Origin of the sequence: Flavobacterium sp. YO64 (assembly GCF_004119505.1) — a bacterium.
Lineage (GTDB): Bacteria > Bacteroidota > Bacteroidia > Flavobacteriales > Flavobacteriaceae > Flavobacterium > Flavobacterium oncorhynchi.
Genome location: NZ_NRQV01000004.1, coordinates 53,824 through 71,257, shown reverse-complemented (window position 1 = coordinate 71,257; position 17,434 = coordinate 53,824). Strand labels below are relative to the sequence as shown.

The window sequence follows — 17,434 nt, the reverse complement described above, 5'->3', positions numbered from 1 at the left end:
AATGATAGATTTTTTTCTTGATAGTTATAAAAATGCACCGCTTTGGCATATTGCCTTAGAGTTTTTGGTTTTTGTGTTTGGAATTTTAAGCGTTTGGTTTGCAAAAAAAGAAAACATCTTGGTTTATCCAACAGGTTTAATCGCCACAGTTATTTCAGTGTATCTTTTATATGTTGCCGGCTATATTGGCGATATGATTATAAACGGATATTTTTCGATTATGAGCATCTATGGCTGGTATGTTTGGGGAAGAGGAGGAGCAGTCGAGGATAATCTGCCAATTACCAGAACAAATTTTAATGAAAAAATAATTGGAGCAGTATTGTTTTTAGTAACTGTTTTTGTAGTTTTCGGGATTTATAAATATTTCGATTACGAAATACATAATGACAATTATGTTGATATGATATCTTCTGGAATATTTTTTGCAGGGATGTGGTATATGGCCAGAAAAAAAATCGAAAACTGGACACTTTGGATTATTGGTGACATTATTGTAGTACCTCTGTACGCTTATCGCGGACTTGGAATGCTGTCACTTCAATATTTAATTTTTACAATTTTAGCTATTTCAGCTTATTTAGAATGGAGAAAAATCTTAGACAGCAAAAAACAGCTATCATAAAAATTGCTTTATTTGGCCCTGAAAGTACAGGTAAAACCACATTGGCAACACAACTTGCAGATTATTACGAAACAGAATGGGTTCCGGAATTTGCACGTGATTATCTGCAAGAAAAATGGGAAGAAAATCAGCATATTTGTGTTGAGGCAGATATGATGCCCATTGCTTATGGGCAGACCGCTCTAGAAAATCAAAAACTTTCAAAGGCAAAAAAATACTTGTTTTGCGATACCAATTTAATGGTTACCAAAGTTTTCTCTGAAATGTATTATAATGTTTGTGATCCGCTTTTAAATGAGGCGGCGCTTGAACATGAATACGATTTGTTTTTTCTTACGGACATTGATGTGCCTTGGGAAAAGGATGATATTAGAGATACACCCGAAGGAAGAGAAACAGTATTCTCTGTTTTTAAAGAAACCCTGATAAATACTAAAAAGCCCTTTATCACGCTTTCAGGTAACAAAGAAAGCCGCTTGGCAAAGGCTGTAGAAATTGTAGATAACTTAGCAATAGCTAAAAAGCATGGTTTTAGTTCTGCTGATTTTGTTCAGATATACGAGCATGGTATTCCTTTTGAAAATGTACTAAAACAGTTGGAAATTTTTAAAAACGGAATTACAAAAAGCAGCTTAATAAATCCAGCAACGATCAATAACGGAATTTTAAGTTTATCTGATATAGAGTTTAAAGAAAAGGCCGTTTTTTTTGATGCTCAGAGAAGAAATTTAAAAATTAAAAAGTTTGTTCCAGCTTCTGGTGCAGCAACTAGAATGTTTAAGTTTTTAATTGCTTTCTTGAATGATTTTGATATTGAAAAAGAAACTATAAATGCCTATATCAATAGAAAAAATGATAAAGAGCTTGCTATTTTTATAGTAGGAATGGAGAAATTTCCTTTTTTTGAAATAGTCTATAAAAAGCTAAAAGAAGTTTATCCAGATTTTGATGCTTTAGAAAGAGACTATAAAAATTATTATTTCATAAAATTACTATTGTCTCCAGAGTATTTTAATTCGGCAAATAAACCAAAAGCGGTTTTACCTTTTCATCTATACAAAACCCATCTGGCAAATCCAATTGAAGAGCATTTAAATGAATGCGTTCATTATGCGACAACAAATAACAGCTCGAATTTGCATTTTACCGTTTCAGAAATTCATCAAAATTTATTTGAACAGGCCGTTGATGAGGTTAGAGGGAAAATAGAAAAATCTTCAGGAACCCAAATAAATATTGGGTATTCCTATCAAAATAAAAGCACAGATTCTATTACAGTTGATGTAAAGAACAAAATTGTAAGAAATCAAAATGAAAAGCTGATTTTTAGACCCGGAGGACATGGTGCATTAATTGAAAATCTAAATAATCTTGATGCAGATATTATCTTTATTAAGAATATAGATAATGTCATTCAAAATCATATTGATGAAACTACACTGTATAAAAAAGCCCTAGGTGGTATTTTGATCGAAATTCAAGAAAGAGTATTCAGCTATTTAAGAGCAATTGAAAATAACGAATTAAATGAAAGTGATTTTGCTGCAATTATTGAATTTCTAGCCGAGAAGTTAAATATTCAGGTAAGTAAAGATTTTTACAAATTTACTTTTGAACATAAAATTACCAAAATTAGAGAAATCTTAGATCGGCCAATTCGAGTTTGCGGAATGGTTCGAAACGAAGGTGAACCGGGCGGAGGCCCATTTTGGGTAATGAATGACAAAGGAGAAGTTTCTCTTCAAATTGTAGAAGCCTCTCAAATTGATCTTCAAAATAAAAAACAACTTGAAATTTTAGAAGCGGCAACCCATTTTAATCCAGTTGATTTGGTTTGCGGAATTAAGAATTTTAAAGGGCAAAAGTTTAATCTTGGCCAATATATAGATCAAAATGCTGGTTTTATTGTAGAGAAAAGTGTAGAAGGCAAAGCGGTAAAAAATTATGAATTGCCAGGGTTATGGAATGGTTCAATGGCGCATTGGCTCACTATTTTTGTTGCAGTTCCATTAATAACCTTTAATCCGGTAAAAACGGTAAACGATTTATTAAAAGCGACACATCAGCCACAATAATGGATAACGAAAAAATCATATCAGAATTAAGTTTTAAAGCGGTTAGAAGCAGTGGTGCAGGCGGACAAAACGTAAATAAAGTTTCATCAAAAGTAGTTTTAACTTTTGATTTAGAAGCTTCTCAGGTTTTGTCAGATGAAGAAAAAGCGCTTTTGAAAGATAATTTATCATTTCGTTTAACATCTGAGAACATATTGATTTTAAATTGTGACGAAGATCGAAGTCAGATTAAAAACAAAGAGATTGTTATAAGACGTTTTTTAGAAATTATAAAAAAAGGTTTGTTTGTTCCTAAAATTCGAAAAGCGACCAAAATTCCAAAATCCGTAATTAAAAAAAGAATCAAAGACAAAAAAAGTGTTTCTGAAATAAAGAAAAACAGGAAGAGACCAGAGTTTTAAAAAATATAAATAAATGAAGATACTAGTTGTGTTACTTATTGCTTTGAGTGTAAAAACATATTCACAATCAACTAATTTTGAATACGATTTTGCTCTTAAGGGGAATGTAAAAGAAATGACTGCAACTCTTTTTAAGGCTGTAAAAGTTGGTAAAGAATTTAAAACGAGAGAAAAAATAGCCGATTTTTTATTTATAAAAAACCGTTCTGGAAAACTTTTTCAACCTGATTATATGGGGCCGGATCTATGGTCACAGCCTCAGGATGTTTACAATGAAAAGAATCAGATTGTTGAAAATGTCATCTATTCTGAAGAGAGTAAAGTGCTTCATAGAACAAAATTTATTTATGATGAAAAAGGGCAGCTTGTAGAAGAAAAATTCTATAATGAACCTGATACCTTGTCGCAAATAACACATTATGAATACAAAAACAATTTACTGCAAAAACAAGTTTCTAAAAAACTGAAAGATATACAGGAGTATGAATATGTAAAAGATTCGCTAAAAAATTACATATATGACGATCATAGTAATCTGACAAAAATTATTACGGAAGGCTCTTGGAATGTAATTTATAAATATAATTCAAAAGGTTTTTTAGCTGAGGAATATATAGAAGGTCAATTTGGTAATTCAGAAAAAATACTTGTTAGAAGGTTTCATTATTTAAAATCAGATGATAAAAATTGGATAAGTGCTTATTTTGAGGTGTTTGCATACGAGGAAAAACCAGTTTACTATTACCTTGAAAGACAAATTAAATATGAAGATTAGAAACGTATAGTTTTATAAATGATTTATTTTTAAAATACCTGGAGACATACTGCTTTTTTCTTAATTCTTTTTTACCTTTGCCTCGTCTCAAAGGGGTGCTCCAAATAACGAGCTGAGATCATACCCAAAGAACCTGAGCGAGTAATGTTGCTAAGGGAAAAAACGACATAATCAAGCGTACACACTTTATTTTGTCGTGAAACATTTATTAATTTAACAAAAGAATAATTCCCCCTTTTATTCGTAATTTTTTACGAATGAAAACACTTTTTTTAGGTACTGAGGTACTAAGTTGCAAAGGTTCTAAGGTTCAAAAACTGAGCAGAACCAAATCCATTTTCTTTCTTCTTTCTTCTTTCTTCTTTACACTGGTTTCTACTGCGCAAGAACAGGATTCAACAAAAGTTACTAAACTTGATGATGTATTAGTTTCTGCAGTTCGTGTTACTTCAAAAACTCCGGTTACGTTCAGTAACATGGATAAAAAAGAAATTAAATATAGAAATCTAGGACAGGATATACCTGTTCTTATGAACTATCTGCCTTCTGTTGTTACGACTTCTGACGCTGGAAACGGAATGGGGTATACAGGAATTAGAGTTAGAGGAAGTGATGCTACGAGAGTAAACGTTACTATAAACGGAATTCCTTATAATGATGCTGAAAGTCAAGGAACTTTTTGGGTAAATATGCCTGATTTTGCTTCTTCTCTAGAGAGTTTACAATTACAACGAGGTGTTGGAACTTCTACAAACGGATCTTCGGCGTTTGGAGCCAGCTTAAATATGCTTACCGATAACTATGCTTCTAAAGCAAATGGTGAAATTTCGAGTTCTTACGGAAGTTTCAATTCAAACAAAAACACTGTAAAATTCAGCACAGGTTTGTTAAACGATCATTTTGAATTAGCAGGTCGTTTGTCTACATTGAAATCTGATGGTTATGTAGATCGCGCCAAATCAGATCTAAAATCATATTTCTTGCAAGGAACTTACGTTGGAAAAACAACTTTGATTAAAGCTCTTGTTTTTGGAGGAACTGAAAAAACGTACCAATCATGGAATGGAATCGATGCTGAAACTTTAAATTCAAACCGCACTTATAATTCCGCAGGAAAATATAAAGACGAACAAGGAAATGTTCGTTTTTACGATAATGAAACAGATAATTATAATCAAGATCATTACCAACTGCATTGGAGCGAATCATGGTCTGATAAGTGGAGTACTAATCTGGCATTTCATTACACAAAAGGATTAGGGTATTATGAAAATTATAAATATGATGAACCAATTGAAGGATATGGGCCGATTCAGCCTACAAAACAAGTTGAGAATGATTTAGGAGAATTAGTTCCGGGAACCGATTTGATTCGTCAGAAATGGTTAGATAATGACTTTTACGGAACAACTTTTTCAGTAAAATATAAAGAAGAAAAACTAGATGTTATTATTGGTGGAGGCTGGAATAAATACGAAGGCGATCATTACGGAAAAGTAATTTGGGCAAGAAATTCAGCTCAGTCTGAACTAGGGGATCATTATTATGATGATTTCTCGACAAAAACAGACGGGAATATTTTTGCAAAAGCAAACTATCAGTTTACTGAAAAATTAAGCTTTTATGGAGATTTACAATACCGAAATGTACATTATAAAGCCAATAGCGCTCAAACTGGTTTGGTAAATGATAAGTTTAACTTTTTTAATCCAAAAGCAGGTTTAAATTTTGAGATCAATTCAAAAAACAATCTTTACTTTTCATATGCACGTGCAAACCGTGAGCCTAATAGAACAGACTATGAAGGCGGAAATGTGAAGCCTGAAAAACTAAATGATTTTGAATTGGGATGGAGATTTAATTCAGAAAAAATCCAATTGAATTCTAATTTCTACTACATGGGATATAGAGATCAATTAATATTAACGGGAAGATTGGATGATGTTGGTGCGCCAATTCGTGCTAATACTGAAAAAAGTTACCGTTTAGGATTTGAATTTGATGCGACAATCGCGCTTTCAGAAAAATTTATTTTGAGACCTAATTTCACTTTAAGCAGTAATAAAAATGTTGATTTAGCTGTTGATGGACAGTATTACGGAACAACGGATATTGCTTATTCGCCAGAAGTTATTGCAGGAAATATTATAATTTATAAACCAATTGAGAATTTATACGTTTCGTTGCTGCAAAAGTATGTTGGTAAACAATACATGAACAACATCGAATTACCATCTGCAAAACTGGCTGATTATTTTGTAAACGATCTGAATGTGTCTTACGAGATTAAACCAAAATCTGTTTTTAAATCGATTATGATTACGGGTTTAGTAAATAATATTCTAGATAAAAAGTATGTTTCAAACGGAGCTATGTGGGATATTTATCCATACTATTATCCGCAGGCAGGAATTAATTTCTTAGCGGGATTAACGTTGAAATTCTAAAATATTCTTGAGTAAAAAAAAGCCTGAAAGTTTAAATTTTCAGGCTTTTTTTATTTTAGTTATAAACGCGAATTACAGTTCCGCTTACTTCAACACGATATTGTTTTAATGGATAATCTTTACCGCCAAGTCCAGTAAATAGACTGTACTCCGTTTTATCGCAAGAACAAACGGCATTAATACCGTTAATTGTCATGGCAACGCATGAGTTTAAATCCTGATTAGGACAAGCGGCATCAAAAGCATTATAGGTGCCTCCAGCATTAAAAATAATAATTCCTTTTGCTCCATAATTAGGAATTATTACACCGTTGCTCACAAATTTCAGATTGGAATAAGCCGGCAGGTTCATATCTACAGATAGATTTACAGAGTAATTTGGAATATATGGATTTTTATTGCTGCGCTCGCTGTCACTGCAAGAGAAAAGGATAGAAACGAAGGCGATTAGTAGAAAGATTTTTTTCATTATTTTAATAAGAATTAGTGAAACAAAAATAAATTATTTAGATTTGATTTTTATATGATTAACATATAATTATGTACTACAAAAAATAATAGTATATTTGTAATACAAAATCCCGTCCCGATGGGATTTTTTCTATTTATATAAACGATGAAGTTATGAGTAAAGTATCTTATTATACCGCAGAAGGATTAAAAAAGTTAAAAGATGAATTGGAGCATTTAAAGAGTGTAATGCGTCCAAAAGCATCTCAAGATATAGCAGAAGCAAGAGATAAAGGTGACTTATCTGAAAATGCTGAGTATGATGCTGCAAAAGAAGCACAAGGTTTATTAGAAATGAGAATTGCTAAACTTGAAGAAGTATATGCAAATGCAAGATTAATTGATGAATCTCAACTTGATGTTTCGAAAGCTTTGGTACTTTCTAATGTGAAAATTAAAAACCAAAGCAACGGAATGGAGATGAAGTATACACTTGTTGCTGAAAGTGAAGCCGATTTAAAAACAGGAAAAATCTCTGTAACTTCTCCTATTGGAAAAGGCTTATTAGGAAAATCTGTTGGCGAAGTAGCTGAGATTACGGTACCAAATGGTGTTTTAAAATTTGAAATTCTTGAAATTTCAAGAGACTAAATTTTCTTTAGTTTAATCGGTTACTTGTTTAATCGGTTAAACGGATAAACGATTAAACAAATAAACGATGTCAATATTCACTAAAATAGTAAACGGAGAAATTCCAGCTTATAAAATCGCTGAAGACGATAACTATTTGGCTTTTTTAGATGTAAATCCGAATGCAAAAGGACATACACTTTGTATTCCAAAACAAGAAATCGATAAGATTTTTGATATGGATGACGAATTGTATTTAGGATTAATGAAGTTTTCGAAAAGAATTGCAGCGGCGCTGGAAAAAACAGTTCCATGTAAAAGAATTGGAATGGCAGTTGTAGGTTTAGAAGTTCCTCATGCACACGTACATCTAATTCCGCTTAATGAAATGGATGAAATGCGTTTTCATAATAAAGTAAAACTTTCAAAAGAAGAATTTGAAGCTTTAGCAAAAGACATTCAATCTAATCTTTAAAAAGTACAAAAATTTTAAAAACACCAATTCGATTTTGAATTGGTGTTTTTTTTATGTCTATTTTTTTAAACTGGAGTGTTTATTTTATAACTGATTTGAAAAGTAGTTCCTTTTCCAATTTCAGAATGCAGCACTTTGATTTTTCCATTGTGATATTCTTCAACAATTCTTTTCGTCAAAGAAAGTCCCAAGCCCCAGCCTCTTTTTTTAGTAGTAAAACCAGGTTCAAAAATAGTTTTGAATTGATTTTTAGAAATGCCGCTTCCAGAATCTTTTACATTTATTTTTACATGATGAGAATCTAATTCTATCTGAAGATCAAGATTTCCCTTTCCTTTCATTGCATCAATTGCATTTTTAATTAAATTTTCAATAGTCCAGCTGTGCAGCGTGGGATTAATCAGAACAAAAATTTGTTTTTCGGGAGCTTGATACGAAAACGACACCTGCTTAGAAAATCTCGATTGCAAATATTCATAGGTATTCAAAGTTTCTGCCACAATATCATTTGGTTCTAAAACAGGAACAGAGCCAATTTTAGAAAAACGATCTGTTATGGTTTGCAAACGCTCAACATCTTTTTCGATTTCACCTGTAATAGATTGATCGATTTCTTCCGTTTTTAAAATTTCAACCCAGCCTATTAATGATGATAATGGAGTGCCAATTTGGTGTGCTGTTTCCTTTGCCATTCCTGCCCATAATTTATTCTGAGTTGCCATTTTTGTGCTTTTGTAAAAATTGTAGATCAAAGCACCGCACAAAAAAATAATCAATAATAAAGCTACAGGATAATATTTTAATTTATTGATCAAAGCCGAATTGCCATAATAGATCTGTTGAAATTTACCAGGAGCATATTCAATTATAACAGGATCATTTTCGTTTTTAAGATTGTTTAAAAATTTAACAGACTCTTTTCTATCATTAATTATGTGTTCAGGAACATTTACTGAGCTTATAACTTTGTCATACATTACTAACATTACTGGTACAGAAGTATTGTTGTTTATGATTTCAAGGGGTAAATCAAGATCAGTATTTTCATCTGCATTAATTAATGTTTTTTGAGCATTAGCCCAAAGATTCATTTTTAACCTTTCCTCATTTTTAAAGATTTGGAAAAAAGTATAAGTATTCCAAAGAATCAAAGAAATGATTAAGAAGGAAATAAAAATAATGATCCAACGGGTTGTATTTCTACTTTCAGAAAAACGCATAAACTAATTTTTGAGGTATAAATATAACGAAATAAACGCATTTTATATTTCGCAGAACTTTAAAGATTTTTTGTTTTTATCTTGCAAAACTATTTCTCGAAGTTAAACGATTTATATACTTTTGTAAGCCCGAAGTTGAGGTTCGGTTAAATGGAGAAATTATGATCAGCATAGACCCAAAAGAGATAACGACAGTAAAACTGCAAGGATATTTGCAAAGTGCCGTAGGCCCAAGGCCAATTGCTTTTGCAAGCACCATAAGTGTAAATGGAGTTCCAAATTTATCTCCCTTTAGTTTCTTTAATGTGTTTAGTGCTAATCCGCCAATTTTAGTTTTTTCTCCATCAAGACGTGTTCGTGATAATACCATAAAACACACCTTGATAAATGCTGAAGCAACTCGTGAAGTTGTAATTAATGTCGTTAATTACGATTTGGTACAGCAAACATCATTGGCAAGTACAGAATATGGAGATTGTGTAAACGAGTTTATAAAAGCAGGTTTAACCCAAATTCCTTCAGATTTTGTAAAACCATATAGAGTAAAAGAATCTCCGGTTCAGTTTGAATGTAAGGTAACTCAGATTATTCCTCTAGGAACCGAAGGCGGAGCAGGGAATTTGATTCTTTGCGAAGTAGTTAAAATTCATATTCATGAAGCAATTCTTGATGAAAATGGAGCAATCGATCAACATAAAATCGATTTGGTTTCACGACTTGGCGGAAATTGGTATTCTAGATCGAATCAAGGGTTATTTGAAGTACAAAAACCGCTTACAACTTTAGGAGTTGGTGTTGATGCAATTCCAGATTATATCAGGCAAAGCCCTGTGTTTAATGGAAATGACCTTGGAAAATTAGGCAATATAGAAACCTTGCCTACAAAAGAAGAAGTTAGTATATTTGTGAAAGAAAATTTTGCTGTAAAAGGAGTTTTAAGTTCAGACGATGAGAAAAAAATCCATTTAGAAGCAAAAAAATATCTCGATAAAGAAGATATTACCTCGGCTTGGAAAGTGCTTTTAGCTAAAAAATAAGAATAGAAACAATAATTAATATAGACGAAGATGGAAGTTATAGGAAAAGTAAAAGTGGTTAATCCTGAGCAGCAAGTTAGTGCTTCATTCAAAAAAAGAGAACTAGTAGTTACTACAGATGAGCAGTATCCACAGCACATTTTAATCGAATTTACACAAGATAAATGCGATTTATTAAGCAGCTATAAGCAAGGAGAGGCAGTAAAAGTTTCTATCAACTTAAGAGGAAGAGAATGGGTTAATCCACAAGGAGAAACTAGATATTTTAATAGTATTCAAGGTTGGAGAATCGAAAGACTTGCACCAGAAGGTCCTGCACAAACTCCAGCAATGCCGGCAGCAGAAGCTTTTGCTCCAGCAACAAATTTAAACGAAGACGAACCAGACGATTTGCCGTTCTAAGAGTTTAAAAATCAATTTATTAAATTCCAAATTCCAATTCATTTTCGTGAATTTGGAATTTGGAATTTTATTTTTGAGTTTGTTTTGTCATTTCGACTGAAAGGAGAAATCACACAAGTAATTCCGCAAAGTAAATCGACAATCTCTGGCGAGTTTTGCGTGTGATTTTTCCTTTCAGTCAGAATGACAAGATTGCGGAATTTTGGAATTTAGAATTTAATTTTTGGAATTTTTTCAATAGTGATTATTTTAAAATATGTATTATTTATTTGAAGATCTATTTTTTCCGCCAGTTTCAGAAGCTGATGAAGAGGGAATTCTTGCAATTGGAGGGGACTTAAATCCAGAGCGATTAAAGCTCGCATACAGGAATGGAATTTTTCCGTGGTTTAATGAGGGTGAACCAATCCTTTGGTGGTCGCCAGATCCAAGAATGGTTTTGTTTTTAGATGAATTAATAGTGTCTAAAAGCATGCGTAACATTTTAAATAGAAATCAATTTAAAGTCACTTTTAATCAAAATTTTGAAGACGTGATTTCAAATTGTCAGAAGATAAAAAGAGACGGACAAAACGGAACCTGGATTTCGAACCAAATGATTGAAGCTTATTGTAAACTTCATGCTCAGGGAATTGCAAAATCTGTAGAGGTCTGGCAAGACGAAGAACTGGTTGGTGGTTTGTACGGAATAGATTTGGGACATATTTTTTGCGGTGAAAGTATGTTTTCTAAAGTCTCAAATGCTTCAAAAATTGCTTTCATAGCTTTAGTGAATTATCTAGAAAAAGAGAATTACAAACTATTAGATTGCCAAGTCTACAATCCACATTTAGAGAGTTTAGGTTGTCGCGAAATTGACCGTGATGAATTTATGACAATTTTAAAAAGTAAATAGAATGAGTGCAGTTCATATTGTAAAGGAAATCTATATTTATCCAATAAAAAGCTTGGCAGGAATCAGCCTTCAATCTGCTTTGGCTGAAGAAATGGGATTTAAAAATGACCGAAGATGGATGCTTATTGATGCAGATAATCAAATGATTACCCAAAGAGAACATCGCATAATGAGCCAATTTTATCCGCAGATTTTAGATGGAAAAATCAGTATTACTTTTAAAGATCAAAAACATGAATTTTCTATTAATGAACATTTAGGCAATTCGCTGGAAGTGAATGTTTGGGATGATAAAAGCGAAGTGGTTGAAGTGAATCAAGCAACTTCGAAATGGTTCAGCCAGCATTTGGGCTTCGAATGTAAATTAGTAAAAATTCTAAAAAATGGAGATCGTAAACATGAAAGTTCCAGAGTAAAAGAAACTTTCAATGTAAGTTTAGCAGATGGTTATCCTTATTTATTAATTGGTACAAAAAGCTTGGACTTTTTGAACGATAAACTCGATGAAAAAATCACCATAAAAAGGTTTCGCCCCAACATTGTTGTAAGCAGTGAAAATCCTCATGAAGAAGATGATTTTAAAAGTTTTTCCATTGGAGAAGTTCAATTTAAAAACATAAAACCCTGTGGAAGATGTATTATGGTGAATAATGATCCAGAAAACGGGCGATTAAAAAAAGAACCTTTAAAAACGTTAAGTAAATACAGAAATGTAGATAATTCGGTTTTATTCGGGACAAATATTGTGGGTTTGAATTCTGGAACAATCAAGATTGGAGATGCAATTGTTTTCTAAAAGTTCAGTTTTGTAAAACTCCAGTTCAATGTATTAAAAATGATCAATTCATTTTTTAAAGTTGGCAGCTCCAAGATTAATTTTAATGTTTCATGTGCCATCATATTTCCTATAATTCCTGGTAATGTTCCTAAAACTCCATTCAAATTACAATTTGGAACATCTTTTGGATCTGGCATTTCGGGAAATAAATCACGTAAATTTTTACTTCCGTTATGATTAAAAACTGCAATTTGCCCTTCAAATCTTAAAATGCTGCCATAAACCAATGGTTTATTGAGTTGAACGCAAGTATCATTTACCAGATAACGAGTAGTAAAATTATCAGAACCATCTACAATTATATCATATTGCTTAATGACTTCTGACGCATTTTCTAAAGTTAATTTCTCGGTAGTAGCAGCAACTTCAATAAGCGGATTTAATCTTGAAACGACTTCTTTTGCCACAATTGCTTTTTGCTGACCAATTTCATTTTCGGTATACAAAATCTGTCTGTGAAGATTGTGAATTTCAATGGTATCAAAATCTATAATTCCAATATAACCAACTCCAGCCGTTGCAATATATTGCAAAATAGGGCAGCCTAAACCACCGGCACCAATTACTAAAACACGTGCTTTTTTTAATTTTTCCTGACCTTCATCACCAATTTCAGGCAACATGGTTTGTCTGTTGTAACGTAAAAATTCTTGTATAATGCTCATTTTAATTTAGTCTTAAAGTTTTTAAAGTCGAAAGTTGAAAGTCAAAAGTTTTGGGCTTTATGACTTTAGGCTTTCAAACTTTTGACTATATACTTTGTCCCAATCTTTCCATACTGGTTCGTAACCTTTACTTTTTATAATCTGTGCAATTTCATCTGCAGAGCGTTCATCGCTGATTTCGAATTGCTCTAATGATTGCGGGTCAACAACATATCCGCCTGGATTTGTTTTCGAGCCTGCACTCATGCTGGTAACGCCAATAGGAATAATATTGTTTCTGAATTTTTCGTTTTCTCTCGTTGAAATCGAAATTTCCAAATCTTCATTCCATAAACGATAAGCACAAATTAATTGTGTCAAATCTTTATCGTCCATTATAAAATTTGGTTCGATAATTCCTTCAGCAGGACGAAGGCGAGGGAAGGAAACAGAATATTTAGTCTGCCAGTATTTTTTTTGAAGATAATCTAAATGCAAAGCGTTAAAAAAACTATCCGTTCGCCAGTCTTCTAAACCCAATAAAACACCTAACCCAATTTTATGAATTCCAGCAGTTCCAATTCGATCTGGAGTCTCCAGTCTATAGTCAAAATTTGATTTCTTGCCTTTTGTATGGTATTTTTTGTAAACTTCTTGATGGTAAGTTTCCTGATAAACCAAAACAGAATATACACCAGCATTGTGCAATCTTTCATAATCTTCTGTAGAAAGCGGTTGCACTTCAACAGAAATGATCGAAAAATTGTTTTTGATAAGATTTATCGCATTTAGAAAATAATTAATGTTTACAGTATAATTAGCTTCACCTGTAACGAGTAAAACGTGGTCAAAACCTATATTTTTTAAAGCTTCGACTTCGAGTTTTATTTCGGTATCAGATAATGTTTTTCTTTTGATTTTATTGTCTAAACTAAATCCGCAATAAGTGCAAATGTTTTGACATTCGTTGCTTAAATAAAGCGGCGCATACATTTGGATGGCTTTTCCGAAGCGTTTTTTAGTGATTTCATGGCATTTTTGCGCCATTTCTTCCAGATAATTTTGGGCAATAGGAGAGATCAAAACCAAGAAATCATCGAGACTGTATTTGGTTTTAGCCAAAGTTCGCTCGATATCTTTTGACGTGGTTTGGTATATTCTGGACTGGATATCATCCCAATTATATTGCTCAAAAATAGATTTGAATGTTTTCATTTTATTTTTTTTATTTCATGCAGATTTTCATGAATATATCAGATTTTGTTTGCGACTCGATGTATATTATCTAGGATGTTTATACAATTAAAATTGACTAATAATCCGAGTTTTTTGTTTGTTAGTTTTAAATAGGTATTTAGTTGTTTAAAGTGAATAGATTTAAGCTCTTCAACGGATTTTAATTCAACAATTACTTTGTGTTCGACTAGTAAATCTATTCGGAAAGTGATATCTAATTCTACATTATTATAATTAACCGGAATATTAACTTGTTTGATGGTATTTAATCCATCTTTATTTAATTGATAATATAAGGCGCTTTCATAAACTGATTCTAATAGTCCGGGGCCTAGGGTGTTGTATACTGTAAAAATAGCACCTCTAACTTTATATGAAATTTCATTTTCTGACATAATCGGGATTTTAATTTTGAATCAAATTTAACGAAATTTCCTACTTTTAAAGTGTTTTTCTCGCAGATTTGGCAGATTAAGCAGATTATTTTTTGAGCATTTTTTATCCAAATAAATCTGCTTAATCTGCCAAATCTGCGAGAGATTAAAAATTAATCATATAAAAATGAAGTCAAAGGACTAGAGGCCACAGCATAGTTTTGTTGATTAGCAATTTTGGCTTCAAAAGCTTTTCTTCCTGCAATAACCGCTTCTTTAAATGCTTCAGCCATTAATTTTGGGTTTCCTGCAACGGCAATTGCGGTATTTACCAAAACGGCATCAGCGCCAATTTCCATTGCTTTTGCAGCATCAGATGGAGCGCCAATTCCTGCATCAACAATAACCGGAACATTGCTTTGTTCGATTATAATTTCTAAAAAATCAATTGTTTTTAAGCCTTTATTACTGCCTATTGGTGACCCTAATGGCATAACTGCTGAAGTTCCTGCGCTTTCTAAATGTTTGCACAATACAGGATCAGCGTGAATATAAGGCAGTACAAAGAAACCTAGTTTAGCCAGTTCTTCTGTCGCCTTTAAAGTCTCGATGGGATCAGGCAGTAAATATTTTGGATCTGGATGAATCTCCAGTTTGAGCCAATTTGTTTCTAAAGCTTCACGGGCCAATTGTGCAGCAAAAACGGCCTCTTTTGCATTTCTTGCGCCAGAAGTATTGGGTAATAAATTGATATTTGGATGTTGTAAATGCAATAAAATGGCATCAGTGTCGGTTTCGAGATCAATGCGCTTTAAGGCAACCGTAACTAACTCACTTTCTGAAGCTAAAATAGCATCTTCCATTTCCTGATTGGAACCAAATTTTCCTGTTCCTAGAAATAAACGCGATTTAAAGGATTTGTCTCCAATATTAAACAATGACGTTTGCATATAATTTTTCGTTTAATTGTTGAATTAATAGTTCTTTTTCATCACTTTTTGTGATGATACCTGAAACTGCAATTCCGTGAATTCCAGTTTCAATCAACGGATTTAAATCTTTCAAGGTGATTCCTCCAATTGCATAAATTGGAATTTCAATGTTATTTTTTTTCAATTTTTCAAGGATATCATAGTAACCAGATAAGCCTAATATGGGACTTAATTTTTCTTTTGTATTAGTAAATCTAAAAGGGCCCAAACCAATATAATCGCAGCCATTTTTTGCATGATTTACTATGTCTTCAAATGTATTTGCAGTTCCGCCAATAATTTTTGTAGCACCTAAAATTGCCCTTGCTTCATCGATTTTCATGTCTGATAAACCTAGGTGAACGCCATCGGCAGCAATTTGCTGAGCGAGATATAAATTATCATTTACAATAAAGTTGGCGAGATATTCTTCGCATAAAAATTTTACAGCTTCTGCCAAAGCAAAGCTGTTTTTTGCAGTCTGATTTTTAAATCGCATTTGTATCCAGTCGCATCCAGCATCTAAAGCTTGATGAATGTTGTACAATTGTTGTTCGATCGTTTTTCCTTGTGAAATGTATTGCAGTTTATTGTACATGATGATATCCGATTAAAGTTGATGTTGAACTCAGGTATTTTTCTATGTAGGTTTTAGCATTTTTACAAGCTTCATATAAAGTTTGGTTTAATGCAAGATTTGAAGCAATCGCAGATGATAAGACACAGCCTGAGCCATGTTTTTCAGAACATTTTTTACCTGTAGGAAGCAAATCAAAAACTTCATTTTTTAGAAATAAATGATCTGTTCCAATGGCTTTTTTGTTATGCCCGCCTTTCAATAAAATATTGGTGGGAATTTCGTTTTGCAACCAAAGTTTCTTTGAAATAAACCCAGGATATAAAACTTCAATTTCATTATAATTGGGTGTGATTAGATCGATTTTTGATAAAATTTTGTTTAGATCTGAATAATCGTTAATTGAAAGAAATTCAAATTTTGTCGTTGATTTTAAAACAGGATCCCAAACTATTTGTGTAGTTGGAGATAACAGTTTTATGGTTGATAGAATTCGATTTAAATAATGTGCAGAAGGAACAATTCCGATTTTGACCACGCTGATTTTATAACTCAAAAAAAGAGTTTCAATTGAACGAATCACAAAACTTAAATCCGTCCACTGGATTTCATAAAATGTATCTTCAGTTTGAATAGTATTGGCAGTAATAACTGCAAAACCATTGACTTTATGCTGCTCAAAAGTTTTGATGTCGGCAAGAATACCAGCTCCTCCCGAAGGGTCAAGGCCGGCTATTGTAAGTGCGAAAGGACGATTTGCTGACATAATTTAAATTCTTTTACAGGGTTTATATTGCTCCAAACAGCACCTAAAAGTGCGATGTTATCAAAACCATTTTCGAGCGTTTTTCGAATATTTTCAGAATGAATTCCGCCTAAAGCAATGATTTTTGTTTTATAGTTTGTTCTAGATTTTAATGCTTTAAAGAGATCTGTTTTTGACTCATAATTTTCTTTTGAAATACTTTTAAAAACCGGACTTAAGAATGCATAATCGAAATCATTTTCCAGAGAATTAAAATCTTCTATAGAATGCGTTGATGTTGATATAAACTGGTTTTTACATTCACAAGGTTTTGAAAATCTTGAAGGAGAATTTCTGTCTTTTTTAGAAAAATGAATTCGATTAATACCAAAGTCTTTTGCCAAATCATGATGACTGTGTAAAACCAGTTTCGATCTAAATTCCATTTTTATCGGATTAATAAAATGCGCCATTTCCAAATTAGAAAAATCAGGTTTTCGAATGTGAAGCAAACACAATCCCTCTTCAAATAAAGAATGAATTATCTTGATTTCATCTTCAATAAAAGAAGGATTCGTAATCATAATCATAACTTTCTTATTGTTTCTTTTATCTTT

At 32.3% G+C, this 17,434-nt stretch carries 20 protein-coding genes; 11 read left to right on the top strand and 9 right to left on the bottom strand.

The annotated features are described in order from the left end of the window. The first annotated feature begins 1 nt into the window (after nucleotide 1). The 5 genes from pnuC (at nucleotide 2) to BOW57_RS04085 (ending at nucleotide 6,323) form a co-directional block, all read left to right on the top strand. Nucleotides 2-625, top strand: coding sequence for a nicotinamide riboside transporter PnuC (pnuC, locus tag BOW57_RS04105; RefSeq protein WP_129053128.1), 624 nt, complete (start codon nucleotides 2-4; stop codon nucleotides 623-625). Further along, nucleotides 586-2,700: a DUF4301 family protein gene (locus BOW57_RS04100; RefSeq protein ID WP_129053127.1), complete on the top strand. Its 2,115-nt coding sequence runs from the start codon at nucleotides 586-588 to the stop codon at nucleotides 2,698-2,700. Before pnuC ends, BOW57_RS04100 begins: the two co-directional genes overlap by 40 nt. Then, nucleotides 2,700-3,101 carry an alternative ribosome rescue aminoacyl-tRNA hydrolase ArfB gene (gene arfB / locus BOW57_RS04095; protein ID WP_129053126.1) on the top strand — a complete coding sequence of 134 codons (402 nt, stop codon included), beginning with the start codon at nucleotides 2,700-2,702 and terminating at the stop codon, nucleotides 3,099-3,101. The genes BOW57_RS04100 and arfB overlap by 1 nt, the downstream gene beginning before the upstream one ends. Nucleotides 3,102-3,114: 13 nt before the next feature. Beyond that, nucleotides 3,115-3,876 carry a hypothetical protein gene (locus BOW57_RS04090; protein WP_129053125.1) on the top strand — a complete coding sequence of 254 codons (762 nt, stop codon included), beginning with the start codon at nucleotides 3,115-3,117 and terminating at the stop codon, nucleotides 3,874-3,876. Nucleotides 3,877-4,133: 257 nt separating this feature from the next. Then, on the top strand, nucleotides 4,134-6,323 hold the full coding sequence (locus BOW57_RS04085) for a TonB-dependent receptor (RefSeq protein WP_089052665.1): 2,190 nt from the start codon (nucleotides 4,134-4,136) through the stop codon (nucleotides 6,321-6,323). Nucleotides 6,324-6,378: 55 nt separating this feature from the next. On the opposite strand, the gene BOW57_RS04080 is transcribed toward BOW57_RS04085, so the two are convergent. Continuing rightward, nucleotides 6,379-6,792 (bottom strand): hypothetical protein, encoded by a 414-nt coding sequence (locus BOW57_RS04080; protein WP_129053124.1) that lies wholly within the window; start codon nucleotides 6,790-6,792, stop codon nucleotides 6,379-6,381. A gap of 155 nt (nucleotides 6,793-6,947) precedes the next feature. Here BOW57_RS04080 and greA point away from each other — a divergent pair, with 155 nt between their 5' ends. Next, nucleotides 6,948-7,424, top strand: a complete 477-nt coding sequence (greA, locus tag BOW57_RS04075; RefSeq protein ID WP_089052667.1) for a transcription elongation factor GreA — start codon at nucleotides 6,948-6,950, stop codon at nucleotides 7,422-7,424. Between the two features lie 67 nt (nucleotides 7,425-7,491). Continuing rightward, complete coding sequence (locus BOW57_RS04070; protein ID WP_089052668.1) at nucleotides 7,492-7,878, top strand: HIT family protein; 387 nt, start codon at nucleotides 7,492-7,494, stop codon at nucleotides 7,876-7,878. A gap of 65 nt (nucleotides 7,879-7,943) precedes the next feature. On the opposite strand, the gene BOW57_RS04065 is transcribed toward BOW57_RS04070, so the two are convergent. Then, entirely contained in the window at nucleotides 7,944-9,098 is a 1,155-nt protein-coding gene (locus tag BOW57_RS04065) for a PAS domain-containing sensor histidine kinase (RefSeq protein ID WP_129053123.1), read from the bottom strand. 161 nt (nucleotides 9,099-9,259) lie between these two features. Here BOW57_RS04065 and BOW57_RS04060 point away from each other — a divergent pair, with 161 nt between their 5' ends. The 4 genes from BOW57_RS04060 (at nucleotide 9,260) to BOW57_RS04045 (ending at nucleotide 12,228) form a co-directional block, all read left to right on the top strand. Further along, entirely contained in the window at nucleotides 9,260-10,135 is an 876-nt protein-coding gene (locus tag BOW57_RS04060) for a flavin reductase family protein (protein WP_129053122.1), read from the top strand. 30 nt (nucleotides 10,136-10,165) lie between these two features. Then, a complete protein-coding gene (locus BOW57_RS04055; RefSeq protein WP_089052671.1) occupies nucleotides 10,166-10,537 on the top strand; it encodes a DUF3127 domain-containing protein in 372 nt (123 codons plus the stop codon). 256 nt (nucleotides 10,538-10,793) lie between these two features. After that, entirely contained in the window at nucleotides 10,794-11,432 is a 639-nt protein-coding gene (gene aat / locus BOW57_RS04050; protein WP_129053121.1) for a leucyl/phenylalanyl-tRNA--protein transferase, read from the top strand. A gap of 1 nt (nucleotide 11,433) precedes the next feature. Further along, entirely contained in the window at nucleotides 11,434-12,228 is a 795-nt protein-coding gene (locus BOW57_RS04045) for an MOSC domain-containing protein (RefSeq protein WP_129053120.1), read from the top strand. Here the strand turns inward: BOW57_RS04045 and BOW57_RS04040 are convergent. From BOW57_RS04040 to BOW57_RS04010, 7 genes are all read right to left on the bottom strand, one after another. Next, nucleotides 12,225-12,935 carry a HesA/MoeB/ThiF family protein gene (locus BOW57_RS04040; RefSeq protein WP_129053119.1) on the bottom strand — a complete coding sequence of 237 codons (711 nt, stop codon included), beginning with the start codon at nucleotides 12,933-12,935 and terminating at the stop codon, nucleotides 12,225-12,227. The two genes, BOW57_RS04045 and BOW57_RS04040, sit on opposite strands and share 4 nt — an antisense overlap. 57 nt (nucleotides 12,936-12,992) lie before the next feature. Then, complete coding sequence (gene thiH, locus BOW57_RS04035; RefSeq protein ID WP_129053118.1) at nucleotides 12,993-14,129, bottom strand: 2-iminoacetate synthase ThiH; 1,137 nt, start codon at nucleotides 14,127-14,129, stop codon at nucleotides 12,993-12,995. Nucleotides 14,130-14,167: 38 nt separating this feature from the next. After that, on the bottom strand, nucleotides 14,168-14,545 hold the full coding sequence (locus BOW57_RS04030) for a GxxExxY protein (RefSeq protein WP_089052676.1): 378 nt from the start codon (nucleotides 14,543-14,545) through the stop codon (nucleotides 14,168-14,170). Nucleotides 14,546-14,697: 152 nt separating this feature from the next. Next, nucleotides 14,698-15,474, bottom strand: coding sequence for a thiazole synthase (locus tag BOW57_RS04025; RefSeq protein ID WP_089052677.1), 777 nt, complete (start codon nucleotides 15,472-15,474; stop codon nucleotides 14,698-14,700). Next, nucleotides 15,455-16,093, bottom strand: a complete 639-nt coding sequence (locus tag BOW57_RS04020) for a thiamine phosphate synthase (protein WP_129053117.1) — start codon at nucleotides 16,091-16,093, stop codon at nucleotides 15,455-15,457. Before BOW57_RS04020 ends, BOW57_RS04025 begins: the two co-directional genes overlap by 20 nt. Then, the gene (locus tag BOW57_RS04015) at nucleotides 16,083-16,838 is read right to left on the bottom strand and encodes a hydroxymethylpyrimidine/phosphomethylpyrimidine kinase (RefSeq protein WP_129053116.1); all 756 of its coding nucleotides are present in this window, start codon (nucleotides 16,836-16,838) and stop codon (nucleotides 16,083-16,085) included. The genes BOW57_RS04020 and BOW57_RS04015 overlap by 11 nt, the downstream gene beginning before the upstream one ends. After that, nucleotides 16,805-17,401, bottom strand: coding sequence for a thiamine phosphate synthase (locus tag BOW57_RS04010; protein WP_371413510.1), 597 nt, complete (start codon nucleotides 17,399-17,401; stop codon nucleotides 16,805-16,807). Before BOW57_RS04010 ends, BOW57_RS04015 begins: the two co-directional genes overlap by 34 nt. Nucleotides 17,402-17,434 lie beyond the last annotated feature (33 nt).